Source organism: Streptomyces sp. NBC_01428 (assembly GCF_036231965.1).
GTDB lineage: Bacteria > Actinomycetota > Actinomycetes > Streptomycetales > Streptomycetaceae > Streptomyces.
In genome coordinates, this window is sequence record NZ_CP109499.1 from 640844 (window position 1) to 658021 (window position 17178).

At 72.9% G+C, this 17178-nt stretch carries 19 protein-coding genes; 6 read left to right on the top strand and 13 right to left on the bottom strand.

Translation table 11 applies throughout. The annotated features are described in order from the left end of the window. Nucleotides 1-123 precede the first annotated feature (123 nt). Nucleotides 124-339, bottom strand: a complete 216-nt coding sequence (locus OG406_RS02675) for a hypothetical protein (RefSeq protein ID WP_081224452.1) — start codon at nucleotides 337-339, stop codon at nucleotides 124-126. 158 nt (nucleotides 340-497) lie between these two features. Between OG406_RS02675 and OG406_RS02680 the strand changes: the two genes are divergently transcribed. Then, entirely contained in the window at nucleotides 498-1055 is a 558-nt protein-coding gene (locus OG406_RS02680) for a pyridoxamine 5'-phosphate oxidase family protein (RefSeq protein WP_329183686.1), read from the top strand. 58 nt (nucleotides 1056-1113) lie between these two features. Here OG406_RS02680 and OG406_RS02685 read toward each other — a convergent pair whose 3' ends face one another. From OG406_RS02685 to mgrA, 10 genes are all read right to left on the bottom strand, one after another. Next, complete coding sequence (locus OG406_RS02685) at nucleotides 1114-1482, bottom strand: hypothetical protein (RefSeq protein WP_329183688.1); 369 nt, start codon at nucleotides 1480-1482, stop codon at nucleotides 1114-1116. Nucleotides 1483-1485: 3 nt separating this feature from the next. Then, complete coding sequence (locus tag OG406_RS02690) at nucleotides 1486-1701, bottom strand: hypothetical protein (protein WP_081224455.1); 216 nt, start codon at nucleotides 1699-1701, stop codon at nucleotides 1486-1488. A gap of 300 nt (nucleotides 1702-2001) precedes the next feature. Continuing rightward, nucleotides 2002-2610, bottom strand: a complete 609-nt coding sequence (locus OG406_RS02695; protein WP_266850233.1) for a sigma-70 family RNA polymerase sigma factor — start codon at nucleotides 2608-2610, stop codon at nucleotides 2002-2004. Nucleotides 2611-2831: 221 nt separating this feature from the next. Next, nucleotides 2832-3521: a hypothetical protein gene (locus OG406_RS02700; RefSeq protein WP_267049688.1), complete on the bottom strand. Its 690-nt coding sequence runs from the start codon at nucleotides 3519-3521 to the stop codon at nucleotides 2832-2834. A 132-nt stretch (nucleotides 3522-3653) separates the two neighbouring features. Continuing rightward, nucleotides 3654-4184 carry a copper chaperone PCu(A)C gene (locus OG406_RS02705; RefSeq protein ID WP_323179370.1) on the bottom strand — a complete coding sequence of 177 codons (531 nt, stop codon included), beginning with the start codon at nucleotides 4182-4184 and terminating at the stop codon, nucleotides 3654-3656. Between the two features lie 8 nt (nucleotides 4185-4192). Further along, entirely contained in the window at nucleotides 4193-6511 is a 2319-nt protein-coding gene (locus OG406_RS02710) for a heavy metal translocating P-type ATPase (RefSeq protein ID WP_329183692.1), read from the bottom strand. Continuing rightward, nucleotides 6511-6777 carry a hypothetical protein gene (locus OG406_RS02715; protein WP_164375716.1) on the bottom strand — a complete coding sequence of 89 codons (267 nt, stop codon included), beginning with the start codon at nucleotides 6775-6777 and terminating at the stop codon, nucleotides 6511-6513. The genes OG406_RS02710 and OG406_RS02715 overlap by 1 nt, the downstream gene beginning before the upstream one ends. A gap of 303 nt (nucleotides 6778-7080) precedes the next feature. Continuing rightward, nucleotides 7081-7740: a DUF5134 domain-containing protein gene (locus OG406_RS02720; protein WP_329183693.1), complete on the bottom strand. Its 660-nt coding sequence runs from the start codon at nucleotides 7738-7740 to the stop codon at nucleotides 7081-7083. A gap of 58 nt (nucleotides 7741-7798) precedes the next feature. Continuing rightward, nucleotides 7799-9268 carry a PepSY-associated TM helix domain-containing protein gene (locus OG406_RS02725; protein ID WP_329183694.1) on the bottom strand — a complete coding sequence of 490 codons (1470 nt, stop codon included), beginning with the start codon at nucleotides 9266-9268 and terminating at the stop codon, nucleotides 7799-7801. A 297-nt stretch (nucleotides 9269-9565) separates the two neighbouring features. Then, nucleotides 9566-10615 carry an L-glyceraldehyde 3-phosphate reductase gene (gene mgrA / locus OG406_RS02730; RefSeq protein WP_329183696.1) on the bottom strand — a complete coding sequence of 350 codons (1050 nt, stop codon included), beginning with the start codon at nucleotides 10613-10615 and terminating at the stop codon, nucleotides 9566-9568. A 241-nt stretch (nucleotides 10616-10856) separates the two neighbouring features. Between mgrA and OG406_RS02735 the strand changes: the two genes are divergently transcribed. The 4 genes from OG406_RS02735 (at nucleotide 10857) to OG406_RS02750 (ending at nucleotide 14089) form a co-directional block, all read left to right on the top strand. Then, complete coding sequence (locus tag OG406_RS02735) at nucleotides 10857-11576, top strand: DinB family protein (protein ID WP_329183698.1); 720 nt, start codon at nucleotides 10857-10859, stop codon at nucleotides 11574-11576. Nucleotides 11577-11667: 91 nt separating this feature from the next. After that, a complete protein-coding gene (locus OG406_RS02740) occupies nucleotides 11668-12243 on the top strand; it encodes a DUF6197 family protein (RefSeq protein WP_329183700.1) in 576 nt (191 codons plus the stop codon). A gap of 225 nt (nucleotides 12244-12468) precedes the next feature. Next, nucleotides 12469-13470 (top strand): ArsR/SmtB family transcription factor, encoded by a 1002-nt coding sequence (locus OG406_RS02745; RefSeq protein ID WP_329183701.1) that lies wholly within the window; start codon nucleotides 12469-12471, stop codon nucleotides 13468-13470. A 199-nt stretch (nucleotides 13471-13669) separates the two neighbouring features. After that, entirely contained in the window at nucleotides 13670-14089 is a 420-nt protein-coding gene (locus OG406_RS02750; RefSeq protein WP_164375711.1) for a CBS domain-containing protein, read from the top strand. A 46-nt stretch (nucleotides 14090-14135) separates the two neighbouring features. Here OG406_RS02750 and OG406_RS02755 read toward each other — a convergent pair whose 3' ends face one another. Together OG406_RS02755 and OG406_RS02760 are read right to left on the bottom strand one after the other, a co-directional pair. Then, complete coding sequence (locus OG406_RS02755) at nucleotides 14136-14762, bottom strand: sugar O-acetyltransferase (protein ID WP_329183703.1); 627 nt, start codon at nucleotides 14760-14762, stop codon at nucleotides 14136-14138. Nucleotides 14763-15262: 500 nt separating this feature from the next. After that, on the bottom strand, nucleotides 15263-16537 hold the full coding sequence (locus OG406_RS02760) for an MFS transporter (protein WP_329183705.1): 1275 nt from the start codon (nucleotides 16535-16537) through the stop codon (nucleotides 15263-15265). Between the two features lie 78 nt (nucleotides 16538-16615). Here OG406_RS02760 and OG406_RS02765 point away from each other — a divergent pair, with 78 nt between their 5' ends. After that, nucleotides 16616-17173, top strand: a complete 558-nt coding sequence (locus OG406_RS02765) for a TetR/AcrR family transcriptional regulator (RefSeq protein WP_081224469.1) — start codon at nucleotides 16616-16618, stop codon at nucleotides 17171-17173. Nucleotides 17174-17178: the final 5 nt, after the last annotated feature.

Sequence of the window (17178 nt, forward strand, 5' to 3'; positions counted from 1 at the left end):
TAGGCCGTTAGACCAGCGGTCGGGCGAACTCTGCTCGCACAAAGGCACGCAGGAATCCGGCGGGGTGACTTCCTGGCACACGTGCGCGTCGGCCCCTTGGTCACCTGTCGTGACCGGTCCGCGTCAGTGGTCCCAGACCCCGGGCCCGCCGCCCCGCCACTCGATCCAGTCCGCGGTCCTGACGTCGGAGGCCTCGATGTCCTCCATGCCGGCCCGGCGCAGGAACTCGGCGATGTCGAGGAACGTGTAGGCCATCCCGACGAAGCCCTGGTGGAGGCGCACTCTTCGGCCGCCGTCCGCGGTGGGCGGGTAGACGACGACGGGCTGATCGCTGGACATGCACCCAGGGTGCGGGCGCCGGGGACCGCGCGCATCCGGAGTGGCGGCGCCCGGCGGTCGCACGGCGTCCGATCGGGTGCACCACGGACCCGGGACGGGCGCGGCGATGAGTTCGGTCGGGCAGATCGGTCGATATGACAGAGAGGAAGGGAGTTCCCATGCCGACGCAGGAACCCGCACAGCAGCCCGTCACCGAGCTCGACGCCCGGTACAGCTCCGCGCTCAACCCGCGCCCGGGTGCCGAGGAGGTCGCCGCCACCGACTGGGCCGAGGCCCGGCGGGAGCTGGGGACCGCCGAGATCTTCTGGTTGTCGACGGTGCGGCCCGACGGCCGGCTGCACGTCACTCCCGTGATCGCCGCCTGGCACGAAGGGGTGCTGTACTTCTCCACCGGCCCGGCCGAACAGAAGGCCAAGAACCTCGCCCACCACGGACACTGTGCGCTGACCACCGGGACGAACTCGCTCGCCGAAGGGCTCGACCTCGTGATCGAGGGCACGGCGGAACGGGTCGCCGATCCGGCGGTTCTCGAAGAGGTGATCACCGCGTACGAGGGCAAGTACGGAGCGCACATCACCTCGCCGGAGGGCACCTTCCACGGTATGAGCGACGCGTTCCGCAAGGGGGACGTGGCGGTGTTCGCGGTGGCACCGTCGACGGCGTACGGCTTCGGCCGGGACGACGGGGTGTTCACGCACACGCGATGGTCGTTCTGAGCGGGCCTTCGTGGCGGCTCCGATCCCGTGTCGCTCCGCAGTCCCGGAGCGGGCCGGGTCAGTCGTGTGGGGACGACGGCCGATCGGTCGGTACGGAGCAGGACGCCGGACGACCGGACATCGGGGCGCGGGACGCCGGTGCGCGGGACGTCATGGCGCGTGACGTCCCGGGGCCTGACGTCACGCGGCCGACGAGCAGCAGGAGCAGTCCGTTGACCAGCAGCCCGAGCAGGCCACCGATCACGGCTCCCGTGGTGTCCGCGATCACCGCGCCCAGCCAGCCGTAGCCGCCGGCCAGCACCGCCACGGTGGCGGCCGGCACCGGCCAGGCGATGCCGGTCCCGCTCCTGTACCGCGTGGTCCGCCGTCCGGGCTGCTCGTCCCAGGGCCACACCGGCGTCTCGGTCCCCCGCCCCGTGAGTGCCATCGGTCAGGCGGTGGCGATGCCGTCCAGTTTTCCGGCCTTCGCCTCCTCCACCAGGGAGGCGAACTGGTCGACGCTCATCTGGACCCGCTGACCGAAGTCGTCGGTGAGCAGCACCCGGCGCTCCGCCGGGGCGCCCGGGTCGACGAACAGCTGCGGGCAGCCGCAGTCGCAGTTCCCGCAGAACGTCGCCAGGGGCTCCAGGCCGGTGAGGTCACTCATCGTCAACTCCCTTTCGCAGGGCTCGCGGCCGCGGGTACGTCGATCACCTGGGGCCAGTGGCTGCCCTGGGCATACCCGGAGCCCACAGCGCCACGCGCCGCCGTTCGGGGCGCCGGGAGCACGGTCGGCCGCGCTCATGCGCCCGTTCACCCCCGGTGCTTCCGCTCCCCCGTGCCGCACGGGAACCGGACCGGTCGACCGGGCGACCACCTGGGGAGGGCGTGCGCCCTCGGGCGCCCCACGCGGAGCCTGGGTCCGACCGGCGGCCGGCGCCCCCGCGAGGAGGCGCCGGCTCTCACGTCATGCGGCGGTGACGGCAGGGCAGTCCGCCTCGGCGAGCAGGCGTTCGAGGGTGGCCCGGGCCCGTCCCACCCGGGAGCGGACCGTGCCGATGGGGCAGCCGATGAAGCGGGCCGCGTCGTCGTAGGAGAGGCCCACGATCCGCGTCAGCACGAACGCCTCTCGGCGTTCGTCGGGCAGCGCCTCCAGCAGGTCGAGCAGCGCGACCCCGTCGTCGAAGCCGGGGAGACCGCAGGGCTGCGCGCGTTCCATGACCGCCTGCCAGTCGTGGGTGTCGGCCTGCCGGGGCCGCGCGGCGGCACGGCGGAAACTGTCGGCGACCGCGCGGCGCGCGATGGACAGCAGCCAGGTGCGCGCCGAGGCCCGCCCCTCGAAGCGAGGCAGGCTGGCGAAGGCCCGGACGAAGGTCTCCTGGGCCAGGTCCGGTGCGATCTGGGGGTCACCGCTGAGATGGGCGACGTAGCGCAGTACGTCGCCGTGCAGCGCGCGGACGAAGTGGTCGGCGGCGTGGGGGTCTCCGTCGCGCGCGGCCAGTGCCCAGGCGGTGGCGGAGGCGTCCGCAGCGGCGCGCGACGTGACGCGGGGAGCGGGCAGGACAGAAGTGATCACGTGATGTCCTTCTCGAGGTCGTCCGGGGCCGACGTCCCGTGACGAGGCGTGGCGCTCCGGCCCATGGGGTGCGCCGTACGCGATGGGTACGGCGATGCCCGGAGCTCGTGGCCCGCGTTCGACGAACGGGACGGACGCGGTGCGCGGGCCGTCAGGGAGATCCGCCACAGGAGGGGGCGGGGGACGTCGAGCAGGGGTGAGCCCCGGTGGATCCGGCTGTCTCAGGCGACAGCGGTACCCACGGGCGGTCCCCGGGAGGTGACGGTGTAGCAGAGAAGGAAGCGGGCGAGGGAGGCCCGCGGCGCGGGGGCGCGGCGCGCGCGGACGGGCGGCCGGCCGCCCGGCACGGGCAGCGCCAGCAGCATCCGCAAGGGGGCGGCCAGTCGAGCGGCCGCGGCCCGCAGGAGACGGAAGACGGCGCGCTCGCCGTACGCGAGCCACAGTCCGCACAGGGCCGCGGCGAGGAGGTGGGCGGCCAGCATGCCGAGTGCGCTCCCGCCCGTGCCGACCATGGTGTGCGCGTGCGGCGCACCGCCCGTGCCGTGTGCCATGCGGCCCATGGACCCCATGTCCATGCGGCTCATGTCCATCGGCCCCATGTCCGTGCCGAACCCGTCGGCCGGAGCGGACGACGCGGCGGAGGTCGGCGTGGAGGTCGGCCGGCCGGCCAGTGCGAACATCTCGTGCAGCGCGGCCTGGGTGGTGACCACGACCGTGACGATCAGCGCGCGGCCGCGTTCACGGCCGGCCAGGAACCAGCCGGCCCCCGCGGTCGCGACAGCGCCGGCTGTCATGGCCCAGCCGGGGACGGCGGAACCGGACATCATGACGTGGCCGAGGGCGGCCAACACCACGCAGGCGGCGGCGAACACACCCGCCCGCAGCGTGCGGCACCACCCTCCGACAGTCATGACGCGCCCATCTTCGCACCCGGATCCGGTCGACATCAGGTGGTACGCGGGCGGGTGCGGGACCACCTCACGGGGCTGACGGTGGCTCATGTCACAGGAGACTGCCGGGAACTCGCGGGGTGTCGGGGACGACTACGAGAACGAGGCCGTGCCGGGGCGGACCACGACGGCGAACACGTCGATCCTGCCGCCGCGCCGGAAGTCGAGGGTGAAGGGCACGAGATCGCCGGGACGCCATCGGGCGGTCCCCGCGGTGACCGTGAGATCCACTCCATCGGGCGACATCGCGAGGGCCGTGCCCTCCGGTATCGCGACCGACTCGATCGTCTCCCGGTAGGCCGCGCCGCCGCCCGTCATCCGGTGCCGGGTGAGCGTGGCACCGCCCCGGACGTCGGGCGAGGTGACGCTCAGCAGCCGGTCGGCCGAGCCGCCGTCGTTGCCGATGCGGAAGAACACCGCGGTCTCCGGCACACCGGCCGACGGCATCAGCAGCCGTCCCTCGGTGACGGTGACGTGCGCGGGCCCGCCCGCCTCGCCGGTTCGTACCCAGGTCGTCAGGAACGCCAGGGTCACGCTGCAGGCGGCGACGGGAACGAGGACCGCGAGGGCGGCATCCCTCAGGCGTCGCCGGTCGTCTCCGAGGGCGGCCGTCGGACGGGGCACCAGGCTCCTCATCGCACACCGGCCCCTACAGGTCGGGGTCCTTGGCCGCGGCGGGCGGAGGCGTGTCCGCGGCGGGCCGGGGCGGGCTGCCAGGCGCGCAGGCGAAGGCTGTTGCCCACCACCAGGACCGAGCTGGCGGACATCGCGGCGGCGGCGACCATGGGATCGAGCAGCCCGACCATGGCGAGTGGCACGGTGACGACGTTGTAGCCGAAGGCCCACACCAGGTTGGCCCGGATCGTCCCCAGCGTGCGCCGGGCGAGCAGCACCGCGTCGCCGAGGGCCTCGATGTCCCCGCGGACGAGGGTCAGGTCGGCGGCGCCGATCGCCACGTCCGTCCCGCCGCCCATGGCGATGCCGAGGTCGGCGCCGGCGAGCGCGGCGGCGTCGTTCACACCGTCGCCGACGACCGCGACCCGTCCGCCCTCCTCTTTCAACCGGCGGACCAGAGCGGCCTTGTCCTCCGGGGAGCAGCGGGCGTGCACCTCGTCGATGCCCAGCGCTTCGGCCACCGCTCGCGCGGGCCCCTCGCGGTCGCCGGTGGCGAGGACCGGGCGGATTCCGAGCCGCCGCAGCCGGTCGACGGCCCGGTAGCTGCCGGGCCGTACGACGTCCCCGACGGCGATCAGCGCCTCGGCCCGGCCGTCCACGAGAACCAGGACGGGCGTGTGCGCCGCGGCCTCCGCGACCGCGAGGGCGTCCGCGAGATCCGGCGCCAACTCGCCCTCCGGCAGCCGTACCTGGACCGTACGGCCCTCCACCCGGCCCCGCACCCCCTGTCCCGGAGTCGCGGTGAAGCCCGCGACGGCCGGAAGAGTCGGGCCGTCGGCGGCACGACGGGCGTGCGCGGCGACGGCCCGGCCCAGGGGGTGTTCCGAGCCCTGTTCCACGGCCCCCGCCAGCCGGAGCGCGGCCTCCTGGCCGATGCCGTCGGGTGTCGCGGTCACCCGGGCGACCGTCATGTGACCGGACGTCAGAGTGCCGGTCTTGTCCAGGACGACGGTGTCCACGTGCTGGAGGGCTTCCAGCGTCCGCGGTCCGCTCACAAGCACGCCCAGCTGGGCTCCTCGGCCGGTCGCCGCCATCAGGGCCGTGGGGGTGGCCAGGCCCAGCGCGCAGGGGCAGGCGACGACGAGCACCGCGACACACGCGGTGATCGCGGCCTGTGGATCGGCCCCGGCACCGAGCCAGAAGCCGAGGACGCTCACCGCGACGGTCAGGACGACCGGCACGAAGACCCCGGCCACCGCGTCGGCGAGCCGCTGCGCACGGGCCTTGCCGGCCTGCGCGTCCGTCACCAGCCGGGTGATCCGGGCGAGCTGGGTGTCCGCGCCGACGGCGGTGGCCCGTACGAGGAGCAGACCGCCGGCGTTGACGGCCCCGCCCACCAGGGCCGAGCCGGGACTCACCTCGACGGGCTCGCTCTCCCCCGTCACCAGGGACAGGTCCACGGCGGAACCGCCCTCCGTCACCCGGCCGTCCGTGGCGACCCGCTCACCGGGGCGCACGACGAAGACCTGGCCCACCCGCAGCGCCTCGACGGGGATCGACCGCTCGCCGTTCGCGTCGCGCACCGACACCTCCTTGGCGGCCAGTTCCGCCAGGGACCGCAGGGCCGCTCCGGTGCCTCGGCGAGCGCGTGCCTCCAGGAACCGGCCGGTGAGCACGAACAGCGGGACGCTCACCGCCGCTTCCAGGTAGACGTGCGCCGTCCCGTCCGACGCGGAGGGCAGCAGGCTGAACGGCATGCGCATGCCGGGGTCGCCCGCTCCCCCGAAGAACAGGGCGTAGGCCGACCAGGAGAAGGAGGCGACGACGCCCAGCGAGACAAGGGTGTCCATGGTGGCCGCGGCGTGCCGCAGCCCTCGTACCGCCCGTTCGTGGAACGGCCAGGCGCTCCACACGGCGACCGGGGCGGTCAGCGCGAAACACAGCCACTGCCAGTTGCGGAACTGCAGGTCCGGTGCCATGGAGAGGGCGAGAACGGGCAGGGCCAGCAGGGCGGTGACCAGCAGTCGTTCGCGCTCGCTTCGGGACGTGGCCTCCGCGGGGTCGGGGCCGGAATGCTCCGCCGGTTCGTCCTCGCGGACGGGTGGCACGGGCAGGGCGGCCTGGTAGCCGGCCTGTTCGACGGCCGTGACGAGGTCGTGCGGTGCCACGTCGTCGGGGTGGCTGACACGGGCGCGGCCGGTGGCCAGGTTGACGGTCGCGGTGACGCCGTCGAGCTTGGCGAGCTTCTTCTCCACGCGACGGACGCAGGCCGCGCAGGTCATCCCGCCGATGGTGAGATCGGTGAGCGTCAGGGCGGTGGTCGGTTCGGCCGTCATCACCCACCGTGCCCGTGGGTCGTCCCCGGCATGTTCTCCATGCCGCCGTCCCCGTCGTCTCCGCCACCGCCGGTCCCGTCACCGGTGCCCGACCCGGTCCGCGTGCCGTGCAGACCGGGCGCGACCGGACCTGCCGCGGACCCGACGGCGTACGACGCCCAGAACGCCAGCGCGAGCAGCAGCAGGAAGCCGGCCAGCGCGGGCGGAATCACGCCGGTGCGCGGAATCGCTCGCGCGGCGCGGGGCGGTTGTCGGGACTCGGCCATGGTCGGCCTTCCTGGTTGTCTCGAACCCTTGGGCGGCATGCGGCGGTTGATCGGCCGCGCCGGTTGAGAAGTCGGACGGAAGGGGCACCGAGTTCCGACGACGAATTATGACGTGCGTCACACACGCCACGGGTGTCTCACGCGCCCGGCGCCGGCCGGTGCGACCAGGCCGTCGCGCGTGGGCCCGCGCGTGCCGGACGCCTCCGTCGCGCGCGGGCCCATCAACCGGAGTGAGCTCCGCCTTATCCGGTTCCCTCGCGGGTCTCCGCCGCCCGCGTCAACGACGCGTGACCGCGGGCCGGTTCAGAGGAGCAGGACGAACATCGTCGCCATGCCGAGGGCCATGGCCGCGTGACACGCGGGCCCCAGTGCCGCTTCGCCGCCGCCCGGCACCGGGCCCGCCGCGGTCGCGGTCGCGGGAACAGCCCGGGCCCGGTCGAAGGCCTGCGTCAGCCACCACAGCGCGAACCCCACCGACGCCAGGGCAAGGACTCCCGCCGCCGCCTTCGGGCCCGTGTCGGTGAGCGTCATGGTGGCCGCCCCGGCGCTCCCCGACATGTCCATTCCCGGCATGCCCTGCATGGCGCCGCCTCCCCCGGCCCCGTCGCCCATGTCTCCGGAGTCCATCAGCGTCACCATCCACGCCATGGCCCCCATCAGCACCGCTTGGGCCAGCGCGCCGGGCAGCCCCTCGCGTCGGGTCCCTTCGCCGCCACGGAACGGCGCGGCGCACACGAACCACAGCGCGCCGGCCACGAACACCACGATCTGCGGTCCCGCCGCGAGGTCCATGCCCCACGGCCAGACCATCGCGATCATGGCGAGCCCCATGGCGGTGTGCAGGGCGTGGTCCACGCGATCGGCCCTGGTGGCACCGGGTATGACGGCGCGCCGGAACCCGTGGGCCGTCGTCAGGGCGAACACCAGGGTGAGGGTCCAGCGCAGTCCGCTCGCCGCGATCACGCGTCGACTCCTGTCTGCCGTACGGCGTCGGTGTCGTGTCCGGGTGCACGCTCGCCCGTCACGGTCGGCCGCCCGAAGGCTGCGCGACCCGGCGACCCCGGACGACTCCCGTGACGAGGTCGACGACGAGGAACGCGGCCAGCGGAACACCGAACAGGGGCAGGGCCCAGCCGAGCGCCACGACGGCGACGACACCGACGGCCAGGCCCGCCGACGGCACACCGCGCCAGGCGCCACGGGCCGGCGGCGCACCGAGGGCGGCACGGCGGTCGGCGCGGGTGGGCCGGCGCTGCCACCACATGCGGTAGCCCCAGATGATCACGCAGATCAGGCCGACGGCCAGGACGGCCAGCAGCACCTGGTTGGCGAGGCCGAACAGGGTGCCCATGTGAACGTTGATGCCCCAGCGCGTCAGCTTGGACAGCAGCGGCCAGTCGGCGAAGTCCACCCGGTCGACGACCTCGCCGGTGGAGGCGTCGACCGCGAGGCTGTCACGACCGACCGGCCACAGGTTGCGGGTCTGCGAGACGGTCCATGCCGTGGCGTCGTCCTGGGGTACGGCGATCTCCACCGGGCCGTCCAGGCCGTCGTCCCTCGCCGCGTCCAGGACTCGTTCCACGGACGCGGGATCGACACTCCCCGTCTTGTGGGCGTCCGTCCCGCCCTCGTCGTGGTCATGGCCGCCCGCCGCACCGGCCGGGGAACCCGACAGGCTGGTGGACACTCCCGGGGTGCCGGACCGCAGGGAGTCCAGCGCCTGGGAGAAGTGCTCGCCCGCGAAGCGTGACCAGGTCAGACCGGTCGCGGAGAGGGCCAGCAGACCGACCGCGAGCCACACGCCCGTCACGGCGTGCAGGCTTCTGGTGCGCCGTACCCCCGGCTTGGCCGTCCGGTCCGGCAGCAGCAGTGGCCGTGCCGTCCGGCTTCCACGCTGTCGGCGCCACCAGAGGACCAGCCCGCCGAGGACCAGGATCCACAGCCAGCTGGCGGCGAACTCCGAGTAGTACCGGCCGGCCGTGCCCAGGTGCAGGTTTCGGTGGAGGTCGTCCAGCCACGTCGTCAGCGGAGTGCTGCCGTACCAGGTGGTCAGCTGCCCCGTCACCTCGTCCGTGTACGGGTCGACGTAGACGGTGTGCGCCTTCTCGCCAAGTTCGGGCAGTGCGAAGTCCACCTGCGTGGTCGCGTCGCCCGTTCCCGGACGCACGGCGATCAGTGTGCCGGTGGGGTGCCGGGCCCGCGCGGCTGCCACCTGTCCGGCGAGCGGCCTGGTGCTGTCGCCGGTGTGGGCGACGCTCAACTCCCTGTCGTAGACGAACGCGTCGAGCTGCGGCGTGAAGGTGTAGAGGAGGCCGGTCACCGCGGCGACGAGCAGGAACGGCGCCACCAGGACACCGGCGTAGAAGTGGAGCCGCACCAGGAGCGCGCCGAGGCCCGTCCGACGCCCCGCCGGTGCGGGCGGTCGTACCCCGGACTCCGGTCTTTCGGTGCCCGCGCCGGGCAGGTCGGGTATCTCGGAGCTGACGGACATGGTCGGACCTCGCTCTGTCGGCGGCGCACAAGGCGCCGTCAGCGTGCAGGGCAGGGCGGCGTCCGCCGACGACCCGCCGCGACGACGCCCTACACCGGCCGCACTTCGGCCGCTGCCCTCAGACAGTCGCGCGGAGGCACGCGCGAGTTCCCGGACCGGTCCACGTTCCTTTCCGATGCCCCGCACCGACGCGTGGTGCCCCCGTACGCGTACGTACGGGGGCACCAGGGGCGAAGGAGCGTCGGAGCCGTTCGACCCCGCCGCCTGCTCGTTCGACGGTGGGGGCGGATCGGCGGGTCAGCTGTCGAGGGTGCCCTGGCGGGCGTCGCTCCACAGGTCGACGCTGAAACTGCCGACGGTCAGCTCGTCGATCTCGCGCAGTTCCTCGTCGGAGAAGTCGAGGTTGTCGAGCGCCGCGACGTTCTGCTCCAGTTGTTCGGTACGGGAGGCGCCGATCACCAGGGAGGTGACCCGCTCGTCGCGCAGGGCCCAGGCGAGTGCCATCTGGGCGAGGCTCTGACCGCGCCGGCCGGCGATCTCGTTGAGGGCCCGCAGGCGGCGCAGCGTCTCCTCGGAGAGCCACCCCGTGTCGAAGGACTTGTCCTGGGCGGCCCGCGAGTCCTTCGGGACACCGTCGAGGTAACGGCCGGTGAGCAGCCCCTGCGCGAGCGCGGTGAAGCCGATGACACCGAAACCCTCGTCGTCGGCGGCGTCGAGGAGACCGTCCGTCTCGACCCACCGGTTGAGCATGTTGTACGAGGGCTGGTGGATCAGCAGCGGCGTGCCCAGTTCCCGCAGGATGGCGGCCGCCTGGCGGCTGCGCTCGGTGTCGTAGGAGGAGATGCCGACGTAGAGCGCCTTGCCCTGGCGGACGGCGGTGTCCAGGGCGGTCATCGTCTCCTCCAGCGGCGTGGTGGGGTCCAGCCGGTGCGAGTAGAAGATGTCGACGTAGTCCAGGCCCATTCGGCTGAGGGACTGGTCCAGGGAGGCGAGCACGTACTTCCGGGAGCCGCCGCCCTGACCGTACGGGCCGGGCCACATGTCCCAGCCGGCCTTCGTGGACACGACCAGCTCGTCGCGGTACGGCTTCAGGTCCTGCCGCATCAGCCGGCCGAAGTTGATCTCCGCCGAGCCGTAGGGCGGCCCGTAGTTGTTCGCCAGGTCGTGGTGCGTGATCCCGAGGTCGAACGCCCGCAGGGCGATCTCCCGCTGCGTCTCGAACGGCTTGTCGTCACCGAAGTTGTGCCAGTACCCGAGGGACAGGAGCGGCAGGTCGAGTCCGGAGCGGCCGGTGCGCCGGTAGCGCATGGTGCCGTCGTAGCGCTTGGGATCAGGGACGTGGCTCATGATGTGTTCTCCGCCGGCGACAGGTATGGGGCCCTTTTCGCTGATCGAAAGGGGTACGGGTCAACTCTGCGCCGCCTTTGTGGCGAAGTCCAACCGCTCGGTCCGCTGCGATTCAGCGGTGCGGGCCATGAATCGCGGGGCCGCCTCCGCGGAGGGAAATGGGTCGCGCCCCCGTGCCGTGAGCCGTTAGGTTCCGCCCTGCCCTGTGTGGGGCACGACGCGACCGCGGAAGGGGCCGGACATGGGGACCGAGGGCACGCGCATGGATCGCCTGGGCCTGTTGTTGGAACAGTTCGACAAGGCGAGGGAGGCGGCCCAGGTACGGCTCACGGGACTCGGCGACGAGGAGTACCTGTGGGAACCGGCGCCCGGAAGCTGGTCGCTCCGCCCCCGGGCCGAGGCGACGACGCCCAGGGCGTTCGGGCCGGGCGCGTGGGTGATGGATCTGGGGGCGGCGGACATCCCGGCGAGCGAGTACGCCGAGGTCGCTCGGCAGGCCGCGGACGGGATGACCGTCGACAAGATCGCCGAGGACTGGAGTGTGAGCGTCGAGCGGGTGCGGGAGGTCCTCGCCCACACCGGCGAGCCGGAGCCCGACGAGACACCGGTCACGACCATCGCGTGGCGCATCGCCCACCTGCACTTCCACTTCCAGGGCGGCTGGGAGTGGACCTTCGGCGAACGGCGCCGGGAGCCGAAGGAGCTGGTCGACTTCACCCCCTCCGCGGCCCTCGCGCTCGAACGGTTCTGGGCCCTGATCGACCGCTGGCGCGACAGCGTCGGCACCCTCACGGAGGAACAGCTCGACACGGTCGGCTTCTCGCAGTACCCGTACGGCTCCGATCCCGACGATCCCTACGTCTCCGTCCTGGCCGGGTCCAACCTGGAGTTCATCCACCACATGGCCGAGATCGCCCTGCTCCGCGACCTGTGGAGGGCCCGCCCGACGACCGGCGAGTAGGCCGGCCCGAGTTGCGCGCCGGGCCGCTCCGTGCCCTGCGTCACCCGTCCGGCGGTGCTGGGCGCGGGCGTCCGGCTGGAATCCATCCAGCATGCAACTCACCACGCGCACGACACCTGCCCCGGTCCCGACAGATCCGCCCGGCGGCGCCCCGCCGCCCTCCGGGGGAGGCCCCGAACAGGGCCGCCTCCAGGCGCTGGAGGCGCGGATGGAGGCCGTCAAGCGGCACATGGACACCCGGCTCACGCTGGCGGCGGTGGCCTACGAGGTGAACACCGCTCACCTCGACACGGTGCCGGTCGACTGGTCCCGGATCACGACCGCGCCCGTTCCCGCCGCGCCGGCCCGAACCCCCGGCCCGTACGCGACTCCGGTCGCGTCGCTCCTGCACCGGGCCTCCCTGCGGCTACGGGAGGCCGGCTGGTGCGCGGGAGCGCTGGTCGACGAGGACGGGGCCCTGTGCTCACAGGGTGCGATCCGCCGGGAGTCGGGCGGCGACCGCCGGCTTGAGGCGCAGGCCATGGAGGTGCTGCTCGAGGCGATCCGCCGGAGGTTCGGCCCGTCGGTGGAGTCGGTGCCCACCTTCAACGACGCCTGGGCCGACGGCAGCGAGCCGACCCGCATGATGGAGCGGGCGAGTGTCCTGGCCGACGCGCGAGGAATCTGAACCGGCCCGGTGGGCACGGGCGTTCGCCGTGTCCCGACCTTCACCATGACCAACAGCGTTACGGGTACAGGCACGAGCACGGGCACCGGCTGGGCCGACCACGTCTGTTCGCCGGTCCCGGCGTCACGCCGGTCCCGACATCTCTGGCCTGATTGATCGTTGCGCGGATCGCCGCCCTGAACCGACACTGCTGTGCGTACAGCGGCACAGCGAACGGGGCACTCGGTGAAGCGGATCCATTTCACTGCCGAGGACCTCATGCGGACCCGCGTGGCGCCCACCATCGGTGTGGCGGCGGAGACGTTCGACAGCGTGCGGATGCTGATGGACCGCGGCGGCGGTCTCGCCTTCCGGCGCTGGCAGGTGGCCGTCCGGGGCCGGCTGCGCGAACAGGCGCTCCCGCTGGCCGCGTTGATGCCGTCCCGAGGGCCGCTTGTCGACGTGGTGAGCCTGGCCGGCCGTTCGGCGTCCATCGACGAGGCGGTGGAGCATCTGCTCGGGGCACCGCGCGATCTGGTGCGCATCGAACTCGAGAACATCGACTTCCGCCCCGCGCACCGGTCCTTCGCGCGGAACCTGGTGGACGGCGACCGTGAGGCCCGGCTCCAGGTCGCGTCGGCCCTGCGCGCCTGTCACGGCCTGACCGTCGCGCCGTACTGGGCCGGCGTGCGCACCCATCTCGCACAGGCCCGTGCCGCGTACGTGGGGTCGCTGGCCGAGGGGGGCGTCGACCGTCTCCTCGCGTCGCTCTGCGGACCTCTTGTCCGCTGGCGGCCGCCGGTGCTCGAGATACGGCATCCACGGGACGAGGACGTGCACTTGGGGGGCCGGGGTCTCGTCGTCGCACCGACCTTGTTCTCCTCGCAGGAGATAGAACTCCTCCAGGCGCCGCTGGACCCGGACCAGCCCCCCGTCCTGGCCGTCCCGAGCGTGCGTGACGCGCTCGACGGCACGACCTTGTGGGAAGGGATCGGCGAACCAGGCGCCGAACCGCTCGACGACCTGCTCGGACGCACCCGGGCGGCGGTGCTGCGGGCCACCGTCGTGGGGTGCGGAACGACGGACCTGGCCCGGCGTCTGAAGATCTCGCCGGCGACCGCGAGCCACCACACCTCCGTCCTGCGCAGGGCGGATCTGATCGCCAGCCGGCGCGACGGCAAGACGGTCGTCCACACGGTCACCCCGTTGGGCCTGGCCCTGCTGGACCCGGGTTCGCGGCTCGTCTGAGGGAGTTCAGGGCGCCTCCGGCGGCGTGCGGCCGGGACTCCGTCGGCGCCGGTCCCGACTGCCGACGCCGTCCGGGGGCACTTGTGCTCTTCGAGGCACAGGCCGACCGGGTCCAGGCGGGACAGTGAGCGACGAAGTCGAGGGGGCCGGAGGGCTGTTGGAATCGAAGAGACCTGTCTTCATGGCGAAAGGCGATGCGATGACCGAGGCAGTGCGCGACGTGATGACCGGTCCCCCGCGGTCGGTCTCGCCCCGGACTCCCGTCACCGAGGTCGCCCGGTACATGCGCGACGAGGACATCGGCGCCGTGCTGGTCACCGAGCGCGGGCGGCTCCGCGGTGTCGTCACCGACCGGGATCTGGTGGTCCGCGTGATGTGCCACGGCGGGAACATCGACCAGGTGACGGCGGAGCAGGCGTGCAGCGACGTGCTGGTCACCGTCTCCCCCGACGACGACCTCGACCGGGCGATCGGCCTCATGCGCCAGCGCGCCGTCCGGCGCATCCCCGTCGTCGACGACGGCCACCCGGTCGGCATCGTCACCCTCGGGGACATCGCCGTCGAGAGCGAGCCCGACTCCGTCCTGTCCGCCATCACCAACGCCGCGCCCAACGAATGACGGACGAGAGCCGCCGGTGACGCGTGTGCGGGCCCCGTAGGCCGTCTCAGCCGTCGAGGGCGCCGGCGGTGCGTGTCCTCAGGTCCTCGTCCGTGACCCGGCGGAGCACCCGGCACGGAGTTCCGACGGCGACGCTCATGGGCGGAACGTCGCGGCTGACGACACTGCCGGCGCCGACGACCGATCCGTATCCGATGCGGACGCCGGGCAGGACGACCGCGTTGCTGCCGATCCAGACCTTGTCCTCGATCACGATCGGTTCCGAGAACCGGGCGAAGTCCACGCGGCGCGCGGGGTGGACGGGGTGTCCTGTCGCGGTCAGGGTGACGCTGGGCGCGATCATGACGCCGTCGCCGATACGGATGTCCACGTCGTCGACGAACGTCAGGTTCACGTTGCCGAAGAAGTCGTCTCCGATGTGGACGTTGCTTCCGAACCCCGCGTGAAACGGCGGCAGCAGGACCGTGCGCTCCCCCACGGACCCCAGGACGGCGAGGAGCAGGGCCCGTCGCTTGTCGGGCTCACTCGGCGGTGTGTGGTTGTACGCGAAGATCTCGTCGGTGCGACGGCGAGCGTTCTGGAACGCCGCTTCGGACTCCGTGTAGACACGTCCCTCGGCGATGCGGGCCAGGACCTCTTCCTCGTCCTTCCGCGATCCAGCGGAACTCTCCATCGGTCCGACCTCCCGGTGCACGATACGACGCTCTCCTCACCAACTCCGGCCGCGAGCGTACGTGTTGGAGAGAGTCAGGCGCATCGGCGTTACGGACGGCCGCCGGACGCCTTCGCCGTCCCGTCCGCCGCACCGCGTCCGTCGGTCACCGAACCTCCACGGAATGGGCTCCATGATCACGGCGGCCACGGGGCACCCGCCGGTCGACGTCGACCGAAGGGGGGATGGCGGTGATAGTGGTCGCTCTCCTGTTGCTGCCGGCCCAGGGAGCTCTGCTCTACGCGATGGACCGCCTCGAAGACCGGGTACTCAACGCCGCGCCGACGCACACGGCGCGCCATGGGCGCTCTCGACATCTTCGCCTGGTCAAGGGTGTGAAGGCGGGCGCTGCCGCGCCTGAAGGGGAGAGGCGGAGCGACCGACGGCGCGACGCAGCCTGACATCCGCCGGGCAGGCGGACATCAGGCTGCGCGTCCCGCTTCACGCCCCGCCGGGCTCCGTCACGCCTGCGGGCAGGTGCCCCGGGCCGGCGTGCGCTGCGAGCGGAGCCACTGGGCGAGCAGGGCGAGGGCGGCGAGGAAGGCGACCGTCGCGGCGTAGACGACGGAGGTCTCGTGCAGCCCGGTGTGGGTGACGGCGATGCCGGCGATCACGGCGGGCACGCTGAAGGAGATGTAGGAGATCACGAAGGCGACGGAGAGCAGTTCGCCCCGTTCGGCGGGGGCGGCTATCCGGGCCAGGGTGCCGAAGCTGGCGAGGGCTGAGGCGCCGAAGCCGACGCCCGCGATGACGGTGCCGAGCGCCGCCAGGGTCAGGGAGTGCTCCTCGACCCCGGACAGGGCGACGGCGGTGCCGGCGAGCAGGAGGCTCGCGCCGAGCGCCAGGGTGCGCCCGACGGGCCAGCCGCGGAGCGCCAGTGCGGTCAGGGACGCCGGCACGGTCAGGAGTGTGACGACCAGCCCGCCGACGACGTGGTTGGAGAGTCCGAACAGTCCGGCGGCCACCGACGGTCCCAGCGAGAGGTAGAGGCCACCGAGGGCCCAGCTCGCGACGAGGATCGGCACGAGTCCCAGCAGGTCGGCCCGCAGGTGTGCGGCGACCTTGAGGCGGGGCTGCAGGGAGCGGGCGGCGCCGGGGCGGCGCAGCGAGGTCTCGGGAAGCGCCAGGAGCAGCGCCCCGGCGACGACCAGGCCGGCCAGCAGCAGCGCGTACACGAGGCGGGTGGGGTGCGGCCCGTACTGGACGAGGAATCCGCAGCCCAGGGCGCCGAGTCCGAGCCCGAACGTGGGGGCGGCGCCGGTGACGACGCCGGCCCGGTGTGGGGCGTGGGCCGGGTTGAGGTCGGCCAGTGCGGCTCCGAGGGCGGTCATGGCGGCGCCGGTCGCGATGCCCTGGACCAGGCGCGCGACCATCAGCAGGCTGATGTCGTCCGCGGTGAGGAACAGGACCATCGACACCGCTTCGAGGGCGATGGCGGACAGCAGGACCGGGCGGCGACCGAGGTGGTCGGAGAGCGCGCCGAGGACGAGGAGCGCCGCGATCATTCCCAGGACGTAGACCGCGAAGACGGTGGTGAGGGTGGTCGCCGAGAAGTGCCATTCCTGCTGGTAGACGACGTAGAGCGGGGACGGCGCACTGGATGCGGCCATGAAGAGGACGAAGACGACGGCCAGCGCGGCGAAGGCGGCCGGCCGGCCGAGCTCGCGTCGGCCGCGAACGGGCGGGGCGTCGACGGCGAGCGAGCTCTTGCTCTGGGGCGGGGCGGAACCGGGCATGGCAACTCTCTCCAAACGCAGCGATCAATGCGTTAACGACGCTAGCACTAACGCAGCGATCAGTGCGATAATTCCGTCATGGTTGACGTTTCAGCTCAGGTACGCCCCGGTGGCCGCTCCGCGAAGGTGCGGGCCGCCGTCCATCGCGCCGTCGGAGAACTCCTCGCGGAGGAGCCCTCGGAGACCCTGACGATCCCGGCCGTCGCCGCCCGCGCCGGCGTGCACGCCACGACCGTCTACCGGCGCTGGGGCTCGGCGGCGCAGTTGCTGAACGACGTCGCCACCAGCAGGTTCAGCGGTGATGTGGTCGTGCCGGACTCCGGTTCGCTCGGCGGCGACCTGGAGCGCTGGATGGAGGACGTGGCGACCGACCTCACGGACCCGGACACGCTCGCGCTGATGCGCGCCACGATCGGCTCCGGCCCGGAGGGCGGCTGCGCCTGCACGGCGGACCGCCACGAACAGCTCAGCGCCATCATCGAGCGCGAGCGTTCCCGGGGCGGCGAGGCGCCGGACGTCGAGAGCGCGGTGGACTCCCTGCTGGGTCCGCTCTACTACCGGGCGATCTTCAGCGCACGACCCGCTTCGCCCGACTGGGCACGACGGCTCGTGGACTCGTTCCTCGCGGCGTCCTGACCGGT